The following is an 18,164-nucleotide window of genomic DNA, read 5'->3' on the forward strand; positions in this document are numbered from 1 at the left end:
CATGTCGAGCCGCTGCGGCTTATATCGGGGATGTTGTGAATCTTCCGCGCAGGCTTGGGCGTGGCTGTCGGTGAGCTTGCGGTGATCGAATGCGTGCCCGATGGCGGGGCCAGCACCGATGCTGCTTTCAAGCCTTGCTCAGTCGCCGAACAGCGCCGCGGGTGCGCCGTAATTCCGTGCCCAGGTGGTCCATGCCGGGTCGGTCGGGCCGATCGCTTCCGTCCTGATCGTCCAGTGGCCGGCCTTGCGTTCGAGCAGCGCGGCATAGACGCGCGACATCGCGCCGTGGCTGGCCGCTTCGGCGAACTCGGTGCCGGTGAAGTCCACGGGCTTGCCGCCCGCGCCTTGCATGTGCGCATGCAGGAAAGCCCAGTCGCCGGTTACGCGGAGCCGGTCGACCGCGAACTGCACAGATTGATGCAGGCGCTGTTCCAGCGGCGCGCGGGCCGCGTCGAGGATGGCTTTGCGTTCGGGGCTGCCGGCTTCGGGCGTGCTGATGGAAGAGGCGGTGGCGGTCATGGCGGTCAGGCTCAGCAGCAAGGTGGCGAGGAGGCGCATGAGGAGGGCTCGGGCCTTGGCCGGGCGAGTATCGCGCCGGCGCGGCGGGCGCCGGACCTGGGGTGTTCCCCAGTGCGCGCAAGGCGCCATGCCGGGGTGGGCGCTAGAATGTCGCGATGCATATCTTCAAGCTCTTTCATCTCGAAGCCGCCCACCGCCTGCCCAACGTGCCGCCGGGCCACAAGTGCGCGCGCCTGCACGGGCATTCCTTCCGCGTGGAAATCCATGTCGAGGGCGAGCCGGATCCGCAGCTGGGCTGGGTGATGGACTTCGCCGACGTCAAGGCCGCCTTCGCGCCGCTGTACGAGCAGCTGGACCACCACTACCTCAACGACATCGAAGGCCTGGAAAACCCCACCAGCGAGAACCTCGCGCGCTGGATCTTCCGCCACCTGGAGCCGCGCCTGCCGGGGCTGGACAAGGTGGTGGTGCACGAGACCTGCACCTCGGGCGCCAGTTGCAGCCGTGACAGCTTTTGACGCGACGCGGCATTTCATGGATTTGTCATAGTGGATTGTTCTTACAATAATTTTGTGTGACATCGCGCGTCTTCACAAAAAATATATTGCGCTGCACAAAATCCCTTGTTAGGCTTTGTCCCACTAACCCCATTCCCGTCGAGGGAGCAAAGCCATGACCCAGCAACTGAATGCCCAGGTGTTCGCCTACGCCAAGCAGCTGACCGACAACGCCTTCAAGGCCCAGTCGGTGGCTTTCAAGGCTCTGGAGAAGATTGCCGAGCTGCAGATCCAGGCGCTCGAGAAGCAGTCCCAGGTGACCTCCGAGTACATCGCCGATGCGCTGGAAACCCGCGACATCGAAGGCCTGCGCACCCTGTGGGAAAAGGGCAGCGCGCTGAGCCGCGAGAACGCCGAGCGCGCCGTCGCCGTGACCCAGGAAATCATCGCCGTCACGCAGAAGACCGCCGAGTCGCTGACCGCCCTGGTGCAGGAACAGCAGCAGGCCGCCAACGACGCCGTGTCGGCCCCGGTCGCCGCGGTGAAGAAGGCCGCTGCCGCCGCCGCCGCGAAGTAATCCGCTTCAAAACGTCGCTCCCTCCCTCGGCGACGTCCCCCAAGGCCGGACTGGTTCTTCCAGTCCGGCCTTTTTCTTGCCCGCGCCATGGACGCTTTGCACACGTGGCGGTCGGCAAAGTAGGCGATCGGGCACGAAAGTGCGGCATAACGCAGGAACGCGGCTTGTCCGTCTAAATGCCCCGCTGATATACTTTTTAAGATTGGACCGTGGCCCGCAGCTGGATCGGTGCCGCCTAGTGCGAAGCCGCGCGGGGACCTCACGTGCTCAACAGTCTTGCCTCCGGACGTCGTCTCGCGCTGCGCATCGTGATGCTGCAGCTCGCCACGGCGGCGATCGTGGGCCTCGCTTTCCTGACGCAGGGGTACCGCGATGCGATCGCGGCCGCTGCGGGCGCCGCACTGGTGGCGCTGGGTACCGCGCTGCTGGCGTCGCGTACCTTCGCAGGACTGGGCGGGGGCGGCATGACCATGGGCCGGATGGTTTCAGGCATGGTTCTGAAATGGATCGCGATCGCTGGAGGGCTGATCGTGATCCTGGGTCAATACAAACTGCCGCCACTGGCCGCTATCACGGGGCTGGTGGCTGCGTACGCAATAAATCTGCTGGCGTTCCGATTCAAGGGCTGAGACATGGCAAGCGAGCCTCAGGGCGGTTTAACCGAATACATCCAGCATCACCTGCACCACAACGTGGTGAGCCTGGGTGACGGTGCTTTCATGAAGCTCCATCTCGACTCGATCGTGGTGGCCTTCCTGCTCGGCGCGCTGTTCTGCCTGTGGTTCTGGCTGAAGGCGCGCAAGGCCACCTCGGGCGTGCCGTCCAAGGGCCAGGCCTTCGTCGAGCTGATCGTCGAATTCGTCGACACCCAGGTGAAGGACACCTTCCACGGCGACCGCCGCACGGTGACCCCGCTGGCGCTGTCGATCTTCATGTGGGTGACCTTCCTCAACGCGATGGACCTGCTGCCGCTGGACGCGCCGGGCTTCGCCGTCAAGGCCGCCGCCGGCGCCGAGACCGCGCATCACACCTTCTTCCGCTGGGTGCCGACCGCCGACATCAACACCACCGTGGGCCTGGCCCTGGCGGTGTTCTTCATCGTGCTGGGCCATGGCATGAAGGCCAAGGGCACGCTGGGCTTCGGCAAGGAACTGGTCACCGCGCCGTTCCACGCGCACAACCCGGTGGTGGTCGCGATCCTGGTGCCGTTCAACCTGGCGCTCAACATCATCGAATACCTGTCTAAGCCGGTGTCGCTCGCGATGCGACTCTTCGGCAACATGTACGGCGGCGAGCTGGTGTTCATGCTGATCGCGGGCCTGTTCGCGGGCTGGATCAGCTTCCTGCCGGGCGTGCTGTTCAACACTGCCTGGGGGATCTTCCACATCCTGATCATCCTGCTGCAGGCGTTCATTTTCATGATGCTGACGATCGTCTACATCGCGACGGCGCGTGAGCATCACTGACACCAGGTTCCATCCGGTTTCGCTTTTCAATTCCGTTTCGCTCTAACCACACCTTTAGAAAGATTCACAGGAGAACACCATGAACCTCGCCGAACTCATTTCCCATGTGCAGGGCCTGACCGCGATCGCCGTCGGCATCATCATCGGCCTGGGCGCGCTGGGCGCTTGCCTTGGCATCGCCATCATGGGTTCGAAGTTCCTCGAGTCCGCCGCCCGCCAGCCGGAGCTGGTGCCGCTGCTGCAGGGCCGCATGTTCCTGCTGGCCGGCCTGATCGACGCGGCGTTCATCATCGGCCTGGCCGTGGCGCTGCTGTTCGCGTTCTCGAACCCGCTGACCGCCCAGGTCATCAGCAACTTCGGCCACTAATCGCTTAGTAGCCGGCGCGATATGCCGCTGCGGCCCTGTGGCCGCAGCGGATTGCGGTCCCACGCGTTACCGGAGTTTTCGGAAAGCTCATGAATATCAATCTGACTTTCCTGGGCCAGATGGTGTCGTTCGCCATCCTGGTCTGGTTCACCACCAAGTTCATCTGGCCGCAGCTCAATGCCGCGATCGAAGAGCGTCAGAAGAAGGTCGCCGAAGGCCTGGCCGCCGCCGAGAAGGCGCGCGCCGAGCTGAAGGACGCCGACGCCAAGGTCGCCACGGAGATCAAGCAGGCCCGCCAGCAGGCCGCCGAGATCATCGAGCGCGCCCAGCAGCAGGCCAACCAGATCGTCGACAAGGCCCGCGAGGACGCTGTCGCCGAGACGGCGCGCCTGAAGGCCCAGGCCGGCGAAGAGATCGCCAGCATGCAGCAGCGCGCCCGTGAGGAACTGCGCGGCTGGGTCGGCCGTCTTGCCGTGCAGGGTGCGGAGAAGATCGTGCAGCGCGAAGTCGACGCCTCGGCCCACAAGGCCCTGCTCGACCAGCTCGTCGCCGAGATCTGAGCCATGGCCCAGGCAATCACTCTCGCCCGCCCGTATGCCCGCGCCGCTTTCGAGCTGGCGCGCGCGTCCGGCGCGCTGCCCGCATGGTCGCAGGCGCTGGCCTTCGCCGCCGCGGTGGCGAAGGACGCCCGCGTCGCCGCGCTCGGCAACGACCCGCGCGTGCTGCCCGAGCAGCTCGTCGCGCTGCACCTGCCGCAGGGCATGGACGCGCAGGCGCCGTTCGCCAGCTTCCTGGCCGAACTGGCCGAGCATCGCCGCATGGCGCTGCTGCCGGAAGTCGCCGACCTGTTCGAGCAGTACAAGCGCGAGGCCGAGTCGCAGCTGCTGGTCAAGGTGACCAGCGCGATGGCTCTGGACGCCGCGCAGGCCGAGCAGCTGAAAGCCTCGCTCAAGCGCCGCTTCAAGCGCGACATCGAGCTGGAAACCCAGATCGACGCCTCGCTGCTCGGCGGCGTGGTGATCGATACCGGCAGCGAAGTGATCGACGGCTCCGTACGCGGCCGCCTGGCGCGCCTTTCCGGCGCGCTGACGGCCTGAGTACGCGCAGAGCCAGCCCGGCCGTCCCGCGCCTGCGCGGAACGGACCGGATCTCGACTAGCGAATTCAAAAAAATCCCAGGATAACCACCATGTCCAGCACCACCTTGAACCCGTCCGAGATCAGCGAGCTGATCAAGACCCGCATCGAGCAGTTCAAGCTCGGCGCGGAAGCCCGCAACGAGGGCACGATCATCAGCGTGTCCGACGGCATCGTGCGCATCCACGGCCTGGCCGACGTGATGCAGGGCGAAATGATCGAGCTGCCGGGCAATGCCTTCGCCCTGGCGCTGAACCTCGAGCGCGACTCGGTCGGCGCGGTGGTGCTGGGCGAATACCAGCACCTGCGCGAAGGCGACACCGCCAAGACCACCGGCCGCATCCTCGAAGTGCCGGTCGGCCCGGAACTGCTCGGCCGCGTGGTCGACTCGCTGGGCGCGCCGATCGACGGCAAGGGCCCGCTCAACGCCAAGCTCAGCTCGCCGATCGAGAAGGTCGCGCCGGGCGTGATCTGGCGTAAGTCGGTCGACCAGCCGGTGCAGACCGGCTACAAGTCGGTGGACTCCATGATCCCGATCGGCCGCGGCCAGCGCGAGCTGATCATCGGCGACCGCCAGACCGGCAAGACCGCGCTGGCCATCGACGCGATCATCAACCAGAAAGATTCCGGCATTAAGTGCATCTACGTCGCCATCGGCCAGAAGCGCTCGTCGATCGCCAACGTGGTGCGCAAGCTCGAAGAGAACGGCGCGCTGGCCAACACCATCGTGGTGGTGGCTTCGGCCTCCGAGTCGGCCGCGCTGCAGTACATCGCGCCGTACGCCGGTTGCGCCATGGGCGAGTACTTCCGCGACCGCGGCGAAGACGCGCTGATCATCTATGACGATCTGTCCAAGCAGGCCGTGGCCTACCGCCAGATCTCGCTGCTGCTGAAGCGCCCGCCGGGCCGCGAAGCCTATCCGGGCGACGTGTTCTATCTCCACTCCCGTCTGCTCGAGCGCGCCGCGCGCGTGTCCGAGGAGTACGTCGAGAAGTTCACCAACGGCGAAGTGAAGGGCAAGACCGGCTCGCTGACCGCGCTGCCGATCATCGAGACCCAGGCCGGCGACGTGTCCGCCTTCGTGCCGACCAACGTGATCTCGATCACCGACGGCCAGATCTTCCTTGAGACCGACCTGTTCAACGCCGGCATCCGCCCGGCCGTGAACGCCGGTATCTCGGTGTCGCGCGTGGGCGGTTCGGCCCAGACCAAGATCGTCAAGAAGCTGTCCGGCGGCGTGAAGCTGGCCCTGGCGCAGTTCCGCGAGCTGGCTGCGTTCGCGCAGTTCGCCTCGGACCTGGACCCGGCCACCCGCGCCCAGCTGGACCGCGGCCAGCGCGTCACCGAGCTGATGAAGCAGAAGCAGTACGCGCCGCTGTCGATCGCCGAGCTCGCGCTGTCGGTGTACGCCGTCGAGAAGGGCTACCTGGACGACCTGGCGGTCGACAAGGTGCTGCCGTTCGAGAAGGGCCTGCATGCGTTCTTCCACCAGAACCACGCCGAGCTGATGAAGAAGCTCGTCGCCACCGGCGACTGGAACAACGACATCGAAGCCACCTTCAAGTCCGGCCTGGACGAGTACAAGAAGACCGGTAGCTGGTAAGCCGGACGCGGGAACGGCGCCGCCGTTCCCGTTTCCCGAACTTGAGCGACCACAGCGAGCGAGAAAGAGATGGCAGGCGGACGCGAAATCAAATCCAAGATCAAGAGCACGCAGAACATGCGCAAGGTGACGCGCGCGCTCGAAATGGTCTCGGCGTCGAAGATCCGCAAGGCGCAGGATCTGATGAAGGCCTCGCGCCCCTATGCGCGCCAGATGCGCAAGGTGATCGCGCACGTGGCCCAGGCCAGCACCGACTTCAGCCATCCGTTCCTGGTGCAGCGCGAAAAGGTCGCGCGCGTCGGCTACGTGGTGGTGTCGACCGACCGCGGCCTGTGCGGCGGCCTGAACTCCAATCTGTTCCGCCGCCTGCTGCCCGCCATCCGCGAGTGGCAGGAGAAGGGCGTGCAGGTGGACGTGGTGGCCGTGGGCCAGAAGGCCACGCAGTTCTTCCGCCGCATCAAGGGCGTGAACCTGGTCGGCAGCGTCACCCATCTGGGCGAGAAGCCCAAGCTCGAGCAGCTGGTGGGCGTGATCAAGGTGGTGCTGGATGCTTATACGGCCGGCAAGCTGGATCGCGTGTTCCTGGCCTACAACGACTTCGTCAACACCATGACGCAGAAGCCGACCCTGGACGCGCTGCTGCCGCTGCCCCTGGTGGCCGCGGAGCTGGAAGCGCACCAGTCGGCCGGCGAGTCGGCCTATGCCGGCATCAAGCTCGAACAGTCGCACGACTGGGACTACATCTACGAGCCGGACGCCGCCACGGTGCTGGAATACGTGCTGGGCCGCTACATCGAGTCGGTGGTCTACCAGGGCGTGCTGGAGAACCTGGCCAGCGAGCATGCCGCGCGCATGGTCGCCATGAAGGCGGCTTCGGACAACGCGAGCAAGGTCATCGGCGAGCTGACGCTGGTCTACAACAAGGCCCGTCAGGCTGCGATCACTCAAGAGATCTCGGAAATCGTCGGCGGCGCAGCGGCTGTGTGAGTGCGATCATCCATGATCGCGAAGATCAAACGGGCGGCCATCCATGGCCGCACTCTTCACTAAAACCACGCGACCAGAACGGGCGCGGTTAAACCAGACATTCAAAGATCCATCCGGAGCATTTCCATGAGCCAGGGTAAAGTTGTACAGATCATCGGCGCGGTCATCGACGTCGAGTTCGCACGCGATCAGGTGCCGCAGGTTTACGACGCGCTGAAGATCGACGGCACCGACATCACGCTGGAAGTCCAGCAGGTGCTCGGCGACGGCGTGGTGCGCACCATCGCCCTGGGTTCGCCGGACGGCCTGAAGCGCGGCCTGGCCGTGCGCAACACCGGCGAAGGCATCAAGGTGCCGGTCGGCAAGGCCACCCTGGGCCGAATCATGGACGTGCTCGGCAACCCGATCGACGAAGTCGGCCCGATCGAAGCCGAAGACCAGTGGGTCATCCACCGCGAAGCGCCGTCGTACGACGACCAGGCGCTGGCCAACGAGCTGCTGGAAACCGGCATCAAGGTGATCGACCTGGTGTGCCCGTTCGCCAAGGGCGGCAAGGTCGGCCTGTTCGGCGGCGCCGGCGTGGGCAAGACGGTGAACATGCTGGAGCTGATCAACAACATCGCGACCCAGCACTCGGGCCTGTCGGTGTTCGCCGGCGTGGGCGAGCGTACCCGCGAAGGCAACGACTTCTATCACGAGATGCAGGACGCGGGCGTCGTCAAGATCGACAACCTGCCCGAGTCCAAGGTGGCGATGGTGTACGGCCAGATGAACGAGCCGCCGGGCAACCGTCTGCGCGTGGCGCTGACCGGCCTGACCATGGCCGAGTACTTCCGCGACCAGAAGGACGAGCACGGCAAGGGCCGCGACGTGCTGTTCTTCGTCGACAACATCTACCGCTACACGCTGGCCGGTACCGAAGTGTCCGCGCTGCTGGGCCGCATGCCGTCCGCGGTGGGCTACCAGCCGACGCTGGCCGAGGAAATGGGCGTGCTGCAGGAGCGCATCACCTCGACCAAGACCGGTTCGATCACCTCGATCCAGGCCGTGTACGTGCCCGCGGACGACCTGACCGACCCGTCGCCGGCCACCACCTTCGCGCACCTCGATTCCACCGTGACGCTGAGCCGCCAGATCGCCTCGCTGGGCATCTACCCGGCGGTGGATCCGCTGGACTCGACCAGCCGCCAGCTCGACCCGAACGTGGTCGGCGCCGAGCACTACGACGTGGCCCGCCGCGTGCAGGGCACGCTGCAGCGCTACAAGGAACTGAAGGACATCATCGCGATCCTGGGCATGGACGAGCTGTCGGAAGAAGACAAGCAGCTGGTGTACCGCGCCCGCAAGTGCGAGCGCTTCTTCTCGCAGCCGTTCCACGTGGCCGAAGTGTTCACCGGCGCTCCGGGCAAGTACGTGACGCTGAAGGAAACCATCCGCGGCTTCAAGATGATCGTCGACGGCGAAGTCGACCACATCCCGGAGCAGGCGTTCTACATGGTCGGCGGCATCGACGAGGCCATCAAGAAGGCCGAGGACATGGCCGCGAAGAAGGCGGCCTGAGGACAGGGCGAGCCTGGGAGCGGTAACCATCCCGCTCCCTGATCCCCCATCCCCACTCCCGTCGAGCAGAGCGAGACAGACATGAGCCATACCCTTCGAGTCGACATCGTCAGCGCCGAGGCCGAGATCTTCCACGGCGAGGCGACGATGGTGATCGCCACCGGCGAAATGGGCGAGCTGGGCATCGCGCCCCGCCACGCGCCGCTGATCACCCGCCTCAAGCCCGGCCACGTCGACGTGGTGCTGGCCAATGGCGAACGCCAGCAGTTCTGGGTCTCCGGCGGCATTCTCGAAGTGCAGCCGCAGGTGGTGACCGTGCTGGCCGATACGGCCGCGCGCGCCGCCGACCTGGACGAAGCGGCCGCGCAGCGCGCCAAGCAGGAGGCCGAGGACGCCCTGGCCAACCGCACTGACGCCGAGGACATCGCCGAGGCGCAGGCCAAGCTGGCCCAGGCGCTGACCCAGCTGCAGGCGCTGGAGCGCCTGCGCAAGAACCTCAAGCACTGATTCCCCGCGCCGGTTACGGCGTATGGAATAGGCGGAACGCCGGCCTTGTGCCGGCGTTTTCGTTTGGGCATGTTGCGCCGGTGCATCCGAGGGAGCCGCGCGTGGCGAAGCGTTTCCGTATCGTGTCATCGGGTCTGGCGGTGTGCCTTGCCGCCTGCAGCCAGGTGTCGCCGCAAACATCGGCCACGCGGCCGCAGGGCGATGCCACCTGGCACGCCGTGGTGCCCGAAGGCACCGCGCGCTACGCGCTGGCGCTGGGCGAAGTGTCCAGCGGCGCCGCGCCCGCGCATCGCGTCACACCCGTCTATCCGGCCTCGCTGCTGGCAAGCTGCCCGCCGCCCGAAGAAGTACGCGCACTGTTCATCGTCAGCGCCACGGGCAAGGTCGACGAGGTGCGCATCGACGACGAAGCCAGCGCCAGCGCCAGCGCAGACCGCCGCCTCTATATCGCCGCAGTGAAAGCGGCCGCGACCCAATGGTCTTTCCTGCCCTTGAAAGTCGAACGCTGGGCCGCCGACGCCAACGGCGAAAGCCACGTCGTCGACAGCCAGGCGCGTCCGTTCAGCCTCGCCTACGATTTTCATTTCGAATGCTACGGAGGTGCGGCACGCGTCACGACCGGCGACGCTGCGTCAGCCCCCGGTCATGGAGCGAAATGAGCGGCTGCTATCCTGCTTCGCTGACCCAGGCTCTAAGGGACCGACATGAAGAACATGCCCCTGCACGTCATTGTCCTCGCCGCCGGCGAAGGCAAGCGCATGAAGTCCAAGAAGGCCAAGGTGCTGATGCCGCTCGCCGGCCGCCCGCTGCTGGCGCACGTGCTGGCCGCGGCGCGCGCGCTGTCGGCGCAGCAGATCCACGTGGTCTACGGGCACGGCGGCGACCAAGTGCTCGCCGCATTCGAAGGCCAGCCGGACCTGCGCTGGGTGCTGCAGGCCGAGCGCCTGGGCACCGGCCACGCCGTGGCCCAGGCCCTGCGCGACGTGCCCGATGATGCCGCGGTGCTGGTGCTGTACGGCGACGTGCCGCTGACCCAGCCGTCCACCCTGCAGCGCCTGATCGATACCGGCGAAGCGCTCAGCGTGCTCGCCACCCGCGTGGCCGACCCGAAGGGCTACGGCCGCGTGCTGCTGGACGGCAACGGCTTCGTGCGCGCCATCGTGGAAGAAAAAGACGCCAGCGACGAGCAGCGCGCGATCGACCGCATCAACACCGGCATCGTCGCCGCGCACGCCGCCGCGCTGAAGCGCTGGACCGCGAAACTCGACCGCAACAACGCGCAGGGCGAGTACTACCTCACCGATATCTTCGCGATGGCCGCGGCGGAAAACCGTCCGGCCTTCTGCGTGGAATGCGACGACGAGATGGAAGCGGCCGGCGCCAACAATCCCTGGCAGCTGACCGAACTCGAAGCGGTCTACCGCCAGCGCGCGGCCAAGGCGCTGGCGCTGGAAGGCGTGCGCATCGCCGATCCGGCGCGCATCGATATCCGCGGCCGCGTCACGGTGGAGCGCGACGTCGACATCGACATCGACGTGATCCTGGAGGGCGACGTGCAGCTGGGCGAAGACGTGCGCATCGGCGCGTTCTGCCGCCTCAAGGACGTACAGCTCGCCGCCGGCACCGTGGTGCAGCCGCACTGCGACCTGGAAGGCGTGGTCACCCACGGCCCCTGCACCATCGGCCCGTTCGCGCGCCTGCGCCCCGGCACCGAGCTGGCGGCCGGCGTGCACGTGGGCAATTTCGTCGAGACCAAGAAGGCGAAGCTGGGCGAGGGCAGCAAGGCCAATCACCTGAGCTATCTGGGCGACACCGTGATCGGCGCGAAGGTCAATATCGGCGCCGGCACCATCACCTGCAACTACGACGGCGTGAACAAAAGCGTCACCCGCATCGACGATGGCGCGTTTATCGGCTCCAACAGCGCGCTGGTGGCGCCGGTGCGGGTGGGCGAGAACGCGACGATCGGCGCGGGCTCGGTGATCACCCACGATGCGCCGGCAGGGCAATTGACCGTGGCGCGTGGACGCCAGGCCACCTTGCATGGGTGGAAGCGCCCCGAGAAAAAATAAACGTCGATCGACTCCGTCACCCCGGCTTTCGCTGAGGTGACGAGACCGGTCGGACATTCATCCATTCGAAGACAAGGAGCGTCTTGCATGAACTTCCCTGTGCGCCTCGGCGCCGTACTGCTGTTGCTCGCTGCCGGCTCGGGCATCGCCGTTGCCGGCGATGCGCCGCATCGCGCGCTGACCGGTCCGCCGTCGCACTACCTCTCCGTCGCCGGCAAGGACTATCGCCTGGCCCCGGCGCATCCTCGCGATGCCGCCGGCCACGCGCTCGACGCCATCCGCGCCACGCGCATCGAAGTCAAAGACGGCGAAGGCGATTGGGAAACGGTGCAGGACAGCGAACTGCCTGTACTCGCCATCGCCGTTCCGCCGGAACTGCGCGACAAGCTCGACTGGTTCTATGCCAACGCCACCGGCTGGCTCGCCGTGCCGCGCGGCTGGAAACCGCAGCGCACGGCGGTGGGCGTCGACGGCAATACCGTTTTCAGCTTCGTCGCGCCGGAAGGCGCCGAGGCGGGATGGATGAGCTGGGAACTGTTTCCCGCCTGCCTGGGCTGCATCTACGAAGCGGCGCAGGGCGTGTTTCCCGGCGCGCACAAGCAGCTCGATACGCTGATGGAAACCTCGACGCCGGAACCGGTGCTCGAGCCCAAGCCGGACGAACTGCAGCGGCTGGATCGCTGCACCGCGCGCCTCGCCTACCGCCTGCCGAAGTCGCCGCCCGTGCGTGCGCTGATGGTGCTGGACCAGACCGGCGATCCGTTCTTTCGCGAACTGGCGATCGCCGTACCCGCGTCGTCAGCCGCGGTGGCGGATGTCCTGCTCGCCTCGTTCAAGGACGCGCACGGCGGCTGCGGCAAACCCTGATCAGGCGTAGCGCCAGCCGTCGATCTCCACCAGCAGTTCGCGGCGGCACACGTCGCCGTGCAGCAGCAGCACCGGCACGCCGGGCAGGCGCGCGGCGAGGAAGCCGAGTACGCGCGGCGCATCCGCCGCGTGGCGCACGTAGGCCTTCAGCGGCGAATGCGTGTCGAAGCCGGCCGGCATGCCGGCATGCGCAAGCAGTGTTTCCAGGTTGGCCAGCGTCTCGGCCATCTGCGCGTCGAGGTCGTCCTCGTGCGCGGAGCTGTGGCCGACCACTGCGGCGGTGCCGGAAATCGCCAGTACGTCCTGGCCCGGCAGCGACATGGCTCGGGCGAAGCTCGGCGGCGTGCGGCCATACTGGCGCGGGTAGCGCCAGGCGCTGACCTGGCGCGGATTCTCCACGCGCTGGCCAGGCTGGTCGCAGGCCAGCAGATAGACCTGCAGATGCTCGCCGGCGTGATGGCCGGCTCCATGATGGCCAATCGCGGTGGCGGCGGGAAAGCCTTCGCGGAAGAACTCGCCCATGCCGGCCGCGCGGCCTTCGCAGAACAACTTGTAGCGCTCGGCGTCGCCTTCGCCCTGGTTGATCGCGCCGAGGTAATTCCAGATGCGCTGCACCTGTTGTTCCGGCCGGCGCGCGAGGAATTCGCGCAGCAGGCGGTAGGCCAGTTCGGCGGTAGCGCGCGGGCCGCCATGCGCGTGTTCGTCCAGGTCCACCGCGGCGAACAGCCAGCCCGCGCCGGCGGACCAGCGCAGCGCGCCTTCTCGGCCGTGTTCGACGTCGCCGTCGACCTGCCAGACCTCCAGCGGCGTCGGCGCTTCCATGCCTTCGAGCGGCACGGGCAGGTAGCGCGGATCGTCGTGCAGCGGCGCACCGGCGCCGAAGCCCAGCGCAGCCAGCGTGCCGGTTTCGGCCAGCACCGCGGCCAGGGCCTCGTGGCGGTAGGAGATGCGGGGGGCGCGCCTTTCCGGGGCGGCTGGCTGGAGGTTTTCTGAACCGGGAACCATGCACCGTAACCAGGGACGACAAGGCCGCCATGTTACACTGCCGCTCCATGCCAGCCGGGGGGGAGGGCATGTCCAGAGCAGTACGGAACGAGCATGGCAGAGCAGACGGCGGCACAACGTGAACTGGCGATCCTGATCGTCGAGAGCCTCAACCTGGAAGACCTCCAGCCCGAGCAGATCGACCCCGATACCGCGCTGTTCGGCGGCGAACTGGGCCTGGATTCCATCGATGCGCTGGAGATCGCGCTGGCGGTGTCCAAGCAGTACGGCTTCCAGCTGCGTTCGGACAATCCGGACAACCGCGCCATCTTCGCCAGCCTGCGCTCGCTCGCCGAGCACATCGAAAAGCACCGCGCGGCCGCCTGAGCCATGCCGGCGATGCCCGTACGCCAGGCATCGTCCCCACGTTCCCGCATGCACATGCCGGTGGCTGCATGAGCCCGACCTATCGCACCTGTGTGCGCATCGATCCCACGCATCCGTCGCTGCCGGGCCATTTCCCCGGCCAGCCGCTGGTGCCCGGCGTGGTGCTGCTGCAAGCCGTGGCGGATGCACTGCGCGCATGGCGTGGGCAGCGGCTGGCGCGCATCGCCGAAGCGAAATTCATGGCGCCGCTGCTGCCCGGTGAAGAGGCCGAACTGCTGCTGAGCGAAAGCGGCGCGCGCGTGCGCTTCGAACTGCGCCGCGGCGAGCTGCTGCTGGCGCGCGGCGCGATCGAAGGCGAAGCGGCATGACCGAGCATTGGCAAAGCCGGCCCGAAGGCGGTGGCCGTTTCGCGCTGTGGCTGATCCGCAGCATCGCCCTGCATGGCGGGCGCGGTTTCGCGCGGCTGTTCCTGTATCCGATCACGCTGTATTTCTACTGGCGCCGCAAGCTGGAGCGCGAGGCCTCGCAGGCCTTCCTGGCGCGCGTGCTGCCGCATCGCGTCACGGCATGGCATGTGTTGAAACACATCCACTGCTTCGCCTCCACCATGCTGGACCGCGTCTTCCTGCTGGCGCGCGGCGAGCGCGGCTTCGCCATCGAAGTGGAAGGCCTGGAGGCACTGGACGCACCGCTGCGCCAAGGGCAGGGCGTACTGCTGTTCGGCTCGCACCAGGGCAGCTTCGAGGCGCTGCGTGCGATCAGCGCGCGCCGTCCCGAGGTGAACCTGCGCGTGCTGCTGGACAAGCAGAAGACGCCCGCGCTCACCGAGCTGCTCGAAGCCCTGGCGCCGGAGATCGGCGACAAGGTCATCGACGCTTCGCAGGACGGCACCTCGGTCGCCATGCAGATGGCCGAAGCCTGCGGCCAGGGCGCGCTGGTGGCGATGCTGGCCGACCGTGGCCGCGAACACGAAGTGCTGCGCCGCGCCGAGCTGCTGGGCAGCCCCGCGCCGTTCCCGATCAGCCCCTGGCTGCTGGCGCATACGCTGCGCGTGCCGGTGGTGCTGTGTTTCGGCCTGTACCTGGGCGGCAACCGTTATCGCCTGGTCTTCGAAGCCTTCGCCGACCGCGTGGACATTCCGCGCCCGGGCCGTGCGCAGGCGCTGGACGCGGTCATCGCCCGTTATGCGCAGCGCGTCGAGCATTACATCCACGCCGCCCCCTACAACTGGTTCAACTTCTATGATTTCTGGCAGCAAGACACTAGCGCTCCTGTTCGCCCTGAGCCTGTCGTGCTGGGCGAACGCCCAGGAGCCTGAGGCGCGCGCGGCCGGGTCGAGTTCGGCCGACGCACAGGCGCTGATCGCTTCGCTGGCGCGTCCCGCGCCGTCGCGCACGCCGTTCGCCGAAGCTCGCTTCATGAAAGTGCTGGAGCAGCCGCTGGTGGTCTCCGGCGAACTGGGCTGGCTCGGCGGCGACCGCCTGGAGCGCCGCGTGGAGAAGCCGGCCAAGGAAACCGCCACCATTGCCGACGGCGAAGTGACGCAGCAGCGCGAAGGCCGCAAGCCGCGCAGCTTCTCGCTGCACCGCGCGCCGCAGCTGCAGGTGCTGCTGGACAGTTTCGTGGCGCTGCTCGGCGGCGATGCCGGCCGGCTCAACCAGGCCTTCGACGTGCGCCAGGAAAGCCATGCCGGCGGCTGGACCTTGACCCTGGTGCCGCGCGACGCGCGCGTGGTCAAGGTCATCGCCAGCATCGAGATCGACGGCCGCGGCGGCGAGCCGCGCTGCATGCGCATGCAGGAAGCCGACGGCGACCTCGCCGTGGACCTGCTCGGCGACCTGGCCGCGCGCATGCCGGCGGCGCCGACGCGCGAAGCCCTCGCGGCGCTGTGCAAGGGCGGCTGAGCGTGAAGCATGGCCTGCTGCTTGCCGTGTGGCTGCTGGCGCTGGCCGGGCTGGGCCTGCTGGTGTCGCAGCGGCTGAAGGTGAGCGGCGATCTGCGCGACTTCATGCCCGCGCCGGTCAATGCCGACCAGCGCCTGCTGATGGAGCAGGTCGGCGACGGTCCCGGTTCGCGCCTGTTGCTGCTGGCGATCGATGGCGGCGACGATGCGGCGCTGGCTGCGTTGAGCCAGGGTCTTGCGGGTGCGCTGCGCCCTGACCCGCGCTACACGCAGGTGCTCAATGGCAGCTTCGATCTCACCGCGCTGGACGAACAGCTGCTGCCGTATCGCTATCTGCTTTCGCCGACGCTGGATCAACAGCGCTACGACGAAAGCTTCCTCGCCGACCAGCTCGATCAGCGCGTGGACGATCTCTCCTCGCCCGCCGCCTCGCTGCTGAAAGGCCTGCTGCCGCGCGATCCCACGCTGGAAGTGCTGAAGCTGGCCGAACGCTGGACGCCCGCGCGCACGCCGGAGACGCGCGAAGGCGTGTGGTTCTCGCCGCAGCGCGAGGCGCTGCTGGTGGTGCAGACACGTGCCGCCGGTTTCGATCCTGCGGCGCAGGGCGAAGCGGTGAGCGGGATCGAGCAGGCGTTCCATCGTCTGCCCGGTGCGGGCAGTGCGCGCCTGACCATCAGCGGCCCCGGTTATTTCAGCGTGGTGGTGGGCGAGCACACGCGGCACGAGGCGGAGTGGATCGGCAATGTGTCCACCGCCGGTTTCATCCTGTTGCTGCTGCTGGCGTATCGCAGCATCGGCTCGCTGCTGCTGTCGGCCTTGCCGATCGCCAGCGCGGCGCTCGGCGGCATCGCGGCGCTGGTGCTGGCGTTTCCGCAGGTGCACGGCATCACGCTGGCCTTCGGCTTCACCTTGCTGGGCGTGGCGCAGGAATATCCCATCCGCGTGCTGAGCCACCGCCGCGCGGGCGAGGACGCCGTGGCCAGCGTGCGCGGCCTGTGGCCGCTGCTGCTGACGGCCATCGCTTCGGCGTGCATCGCTTATCTCGCTTTCTACGCCTCGGGCGTGAACGGCCTGCAGCAGCTGGCCGTGTTCACCATCACCGGCCTGCTGGTGGCCGGCCTGTGCACGCGCTATCTGCTGCCGCGCCTGCTGCCGGCGCAGGTGCGCGACGTGGCGCAGATGCCGTGGCTGGCGCACGCGCGTCGTTTCTTCGACCGGCTGCCGCGTCCGCGCTGGCTGCCGGCGGCGGTGGCCGTCGCCATCGTGGCCGCGCTGGCGTTCGCGCCCGGGCCGTTCTGGCAGAACAACCTCGCCGCGCTGACGCCGCTGCCGCAGGACCTGCTGCAGCGGGATGCGCGCCTGCGCGAAGCCCTGGGCGCACCGGACGTGCGCTATCTGCTGGTACTGCAGGCGTCCGATGCGCAGGGTGTGCTGCGCCTGTCGGAGCAGCTGGAGCCGAAGGTCGATGCGCTGGTGGCGAAGCACGCCGCCGATGCGATCGAACTGCCTTCGCGCTATCTGCCCAGCATCGCCACGCAGCAGCAGCGCCAGCGCCAGTTGCCCGATGCCGCCAGCCTGCGTGCCGCACTCGCGGAAGCGACGCAAGGCATGCCGTTCCGCAAGGATCTGTTCGAACCCTTCGTGGCCGACGTCGAGAAAGCGAAGACTCTGCCGCCGCTGACGCCGGAAGTCTTCGCGCAAAGCGCGCTCGGCCAGCGCTTCGCTGCGATGCTCGCGCAGCGCGAAGGGCAGTGGCTAGGGCTGGCGACGCTCAGCGGCGTGCATGATGTGGCCGCGCTCGAAGCACTGGCCAAGGACAGCGGCGGCAAGGTGCGCGTGCTCGACCTGAAAGCCGCCGCCGAATCGCTGGTGGCCGATTACCGCGTGCGCATCCTGCACGCGCTGGCCATCGCCGCCGTGCTGCTGGTGTTGACCGTATCGTTCGCGCTGCGCGGCTGGCGCCGTGCCTGGCGCGTGCTGGCGCCGATGACGCTGGCCACCTTCCTGGTGCTGGCGGTGGAGCGTGCGGCCGGCGTGGAGATCTCGCTGTTCCACCTGGTGGCGCTGACCTTGGCCGCCGGCCTGGGCCTGCACTACGCACTGTTCTTCGAACGCGATACGGACGACGTCGCCGAACAGCGCCGCACCCTGCACGCCACCCTGGTGTGCGTGGCTTCCGCGCTGCTGGTGTTCGGCATGTTCGCCTGGAGCAGCATCCCGGTGCTGCGCGCCATCGGCCTTACGGTGAGCCTGGGCGTGGCCTTCCATTTCTGCCTTTCGACCCTGATGGCGCCGCATGCTCGACCGGACTGACTGGGCCCAGCTGATTCCGCATACGGGCGAAATGTGCCTGCTCGATGCGGTGCAGGCGTGGGACGCCACCACCATCCATGCCATGAGCGAAGGCCATGCGTCCGCGGCGCATCCGCTGCGTTCCATGCACGGCCTGCACGCGCTGCACTTGTCCGAGTACGGCGCGCAGGCGATGGCGGTGCATGGGGCCTTGAGCGCCAGGGCGCGCGGCGACACCGCGGTGCGGCAGGGGCGGCTGGTCAGCCTGCGCGACGTGGTGCTGGCGGTGGAATACGTCGACGCGCAAGGCGGCCGGCTCGACATCCACGCGGAACAGCTGTTCGCCGACGAAGCCGGCGCGCAATACGCGTTCCGCGTGGAGCAGGCCGAGCGCGTCCTGGCCAGCGGACGCGCCGCGGTGATCTACGTCGCCGGCTGAC

At 67.6% G+C, this 18,164-nt stretch carries 22 protein-coding genes; 20 read left to right on the plus strand and 2 right to left on the minus strand.

The window, feature by feature from the left end; all coding sequences use genetic code 11:
• Window positions 1–138: 138 nt before the first annotated feature.
• Window positions 139–558 (minus strand): hypothetical protein, encoded by a 420-nt coding sequence (locus KK141_RS19830; RefSeq protein WP_214572848.1) that lies wholly within the window; start codon window positions 556–558, stop codon window positions 139–141.
• Window positions 559–674: 116 nt separating this feature from the next.
• Between KK141_RS19830 and queD the strand changes: the two genes are divergently transcribed.
• The 14 genes from queD (at window position 675) to KK141_RS19900 (ending at window position 12,158) form a co-directional block, all read left to right on the plus strand.
• Entirely contained in the window at window positions 675–1,037 is a 363-nt protein-coding gene (gene queD, locus KK141_RS19835; RefSeq protein ID WP_214572847.1) for a 6-carboxytetrahydropterin synthase QueD, read from the plus strand.
• 154 nt (window positions 1,038–1,191) lie between these two features.
• A complete protein-coding gene (locus tag KK141_RS19840; protein ID WP_214572846.1) occupies window positions 1,192–1,593 on the plus strand; it encodes a phasin family protein in 402 nt (133 codons plus the stop codon).
• 263 nt (window positions 1,594–1,856) lie between these two features.
• Window positions 1,857–2,222: a hypothetical protein gene (locus tag KK141_RS19845; protein ID WP_214572845.1), complete on the plus strand. Its 366-nt coding sequence runs from the start codon at window positions 1,857–1,859 to the stop codon at window positions 2,220–2,222.
• 3 nt (window positions 2,223–2,225) lie between these two features.
• Window positions 2,226–3,059 (plus strand): F0F1 ATP synthase subunit A, encoded by an 834-nt coding sequence (gene atpB / locus KK141_RS19850; RefSeq protein WP_214572844.1) that lies wholly within the window; start codon window positions 2,226–2,228, stop codon window positions 3,057–3,059.
• A gap of 79 nt (window positions 3,060–3,138) precedes the next feature.
• The gene (gene atpE / locus KK141_RS19855; protein ID WP_168648365.1) at window positions 3,139–3,426 is read left to right on the plus strand and encodes a F0F1 ATP synthase subunit C; all 288 of its coding nucleotides are present in this window, start codon (window positions 3,139–3,141) and stop codon (window positions 3,424–3,426) included.
• Between the two features lie 89 nt (window positions 3,427–3,515).
• On the plus strand, window positions 3,516–3,986 hold the full coding sequence (locus tag KK141_RS19860; RefSeq protein WP_167253298.1) for a F0F1 ATP synthase subunit B: 471 nt from the start codon (window positions 3,516–3,518) through the stop codon (window positions 3,984–3,986).
• A gap of 3 nt (window positions 3,987–3,989) precedes the next feature.
• On the plus strand, window positions 3,990–4,523 hold the full coding sequence (locus KK141_RS19865; RefSeq protein WP_214572843.1) for a F0F1 ATP synthase subunit delta: 534 nt from the start codon (window positions 3,990–3,992) through the stop codon (window positions 4,521–4,523).
• 91 nt (window positions 4,524–4,614) lie between these two features.
• The gene (gene atpA, locus KK141_RS19870) at window positions 4,615–6,165 is read left to right on the plus strand and encodes a F0F1 ATP synthase subunit alpha (RefSeq protein ID WP_214572842.1); all 1,551 of its coding nucleotides are present in this window, start codon (window positions 4,615–4,617) and stop codon (window positions 6,163–6,165) included.
• A 69-nt stretch (window positions 6,166–6,234) separates the two neighbouring features.
• Window positions 6,235–7,152 (plus strand): F0F1 ATP synthase subunit gamma, encoded by a 918-nt coding sequence (gene atpG, locus KK141_RS19875; protein WP_214572841.1) that lies wholly within the window; start codon window positions 6,235–6,237, stop codon window positions 7,150–7,152.
• 126 nt (window positions 7,153–7,278) lie between these two features.
• Window positions 7,279–8,712 (plus strand): F0F1 ATP synthase subunit beta, encoded by a 1,434-nt coding sequence (gene atpD, locus KK141_RS19880; RefSeq protein ID WP_026635370.1) that lies wholly within the window; start codon window positions 7,279–7,281, stop codon window positions 8,710–8,712.
• A gap of 81 nt (window positions 8,713–8,793) precedes the next feature.
• Complete coding sequence (locus tag KK141_RS19885) at window positions 8,794–9,219, plus strand: F0F1 ATP synthase subunit epsilon (RefSeq protein WP_026635371.1); 426 nt, start codon at window positions 8,794–8,796, stop codon at window positions 9,217–9,219.
• A 101-nt stretch (window positions 9,220–9,320) separates the two neighbouring features.
• Window positions 9,321–9,878, plus strand: coding sequence for a hypothetical protein (locus tag KK141_RS19890; RefSeq protein WP_345777619.1), 558 nt, complete (start codon window positions 9,321–9,323; stop codon window positions 9,876–9,878).
• 45 nt (window positions 9,879–9,923) lie between these two features.
• Window positions 9,924–11,291: a bifunctional UDP-N-acetylglucosamine diphosphorylase/glucosamine-1-phosphate N-acetyltransferase GlmU gene (gene glmU, locus KK141_RS19895; protein WP_214572840.1), complete on the plus strand. Its 1,368-nt coding sequence runs from the start codon at window positions 9,924–9,926 to the stop codon at window positions 11,289–11,291.
• An 87-nt stretch (window positions 11,292–11,378) separates the two neighbouring features.
• Window positions 11,379–12,158, plus strand: a complete 780-nt coding sequence (locus KK141_RS19900) for a DUF4850 domain-containing protein (RefSeq protein WP_214572839.1) — start codon at window positions 11,379–11,381, stop codon at window positions 12,156–12,158.
• Here the strand turns inward: KK141_RS19900 and KK141_RS19905 are convergent, their stop codons facing one another.
• Window positions 12,159–13,163, minus strand: coding sequence for a pteridine-dependent deoxygenase (locus KK141_RS19905; RefSeq protein ID WP_214572838.1), 1,005 nt, complete (start codon window positions 13,161–13,163; stop codon window positions 12,159–12,161).
• A gap of 93 nt (window positions 13,164–13,256) precedes the next feature.
• Here KK141_RS19905 and KK141_RS19910 point away from each other — a divergent pair, with 93 nt between their 5' ends.
• From KK141_RS19910 to KK141_RS19935, 6 genes are all read left to right on the plus strand, one after another.
• On the plus strand, window positions 13,257–13,529 hold the full coding sequence (locus KK141_RS19910) for a phosphopantetheine-binding protein (RefSeq protein ID WP_214572837.1): 273 nt from the start codon (window positions 13,257–13,259) through the stop codon (window positions 13,527–13,529).
• 68 nt (window positions 13,530–13,597) lie between these two features.
• Complete coding sequence (locus KK141_RS19915; RefSeq protein WP_214572836.1) at window positions 13,598–13,897, plus strand: hydroxymyristoyl-ACP dehydratase; 300 nt, start codon at window positions 13,598–13,600, stop codon at window positions 13,895–13,897.
• Window positions 13,894–14,847 carry an acyltransferase gene (locus tag KK141_RS19920; RefSeq protein ID WP_214572835.1) on the plus strand — a complete coding sequence of 318 codons (954 nt, stop codon included), beginning with the start codon at window positions 13,894–13,896 and terminating at the stop codon, window positions 14,845–14,847. The genes KK141_RS19915 and KK141_RS19920 overlap by 4 nt, the downstream gene beginning before the upstream one ends.
• Complete coding sequence (locus KK141_RS19925; protein ID WP_214572834.1) at window positions 14,771–15,433, plus strand: LolA-related protein; 663 nt, start codon at window positions 14,771–14,773, stop codon at window positions 15,431–15,433. The genes KK141_RS19920 and KK141_RS19925 overlap by 77 nt, the downstream gene beginning before the upstream one ends.
• Entirely contained in the window at window positions 15,430–17,745 is a 2,316-nt protein-coding gene (locus tag KK141_RS19930; protein WP_250901896.1) for an MMPL family transporter, read from the plus strand. The genes KK141_RS19925 and KK141_RS19930 overlap by 4 nt, the downstream gene beginning before the upstream one ends.
• A complete protein-coding gene (locus KK141_RS19935) occupies window positions 17,729–18,163 on the plus strand; it encodes a phosphotransferase (protein ID WP_214572833.1) in 435 nt (144 codons plus the stop codon). The genes KK141_RS19930 and KK141_RS19935 overlap by 17 nt, the downstream gene beginning before the upstream one ends.
• Window position 18,164: the final 1 nt, after the last annotated feature.

The sequence above is a fragment of the Dyella sp. LX-66 genome (assembly GCF_018599165.1).
Classification (GTDB): Bacteria; Pseudomonadota; Gammaproteobacteria; order Xanthomonadales; family Rhodanobacteraceae; genus Dyella_D; species Dyella_D marensis.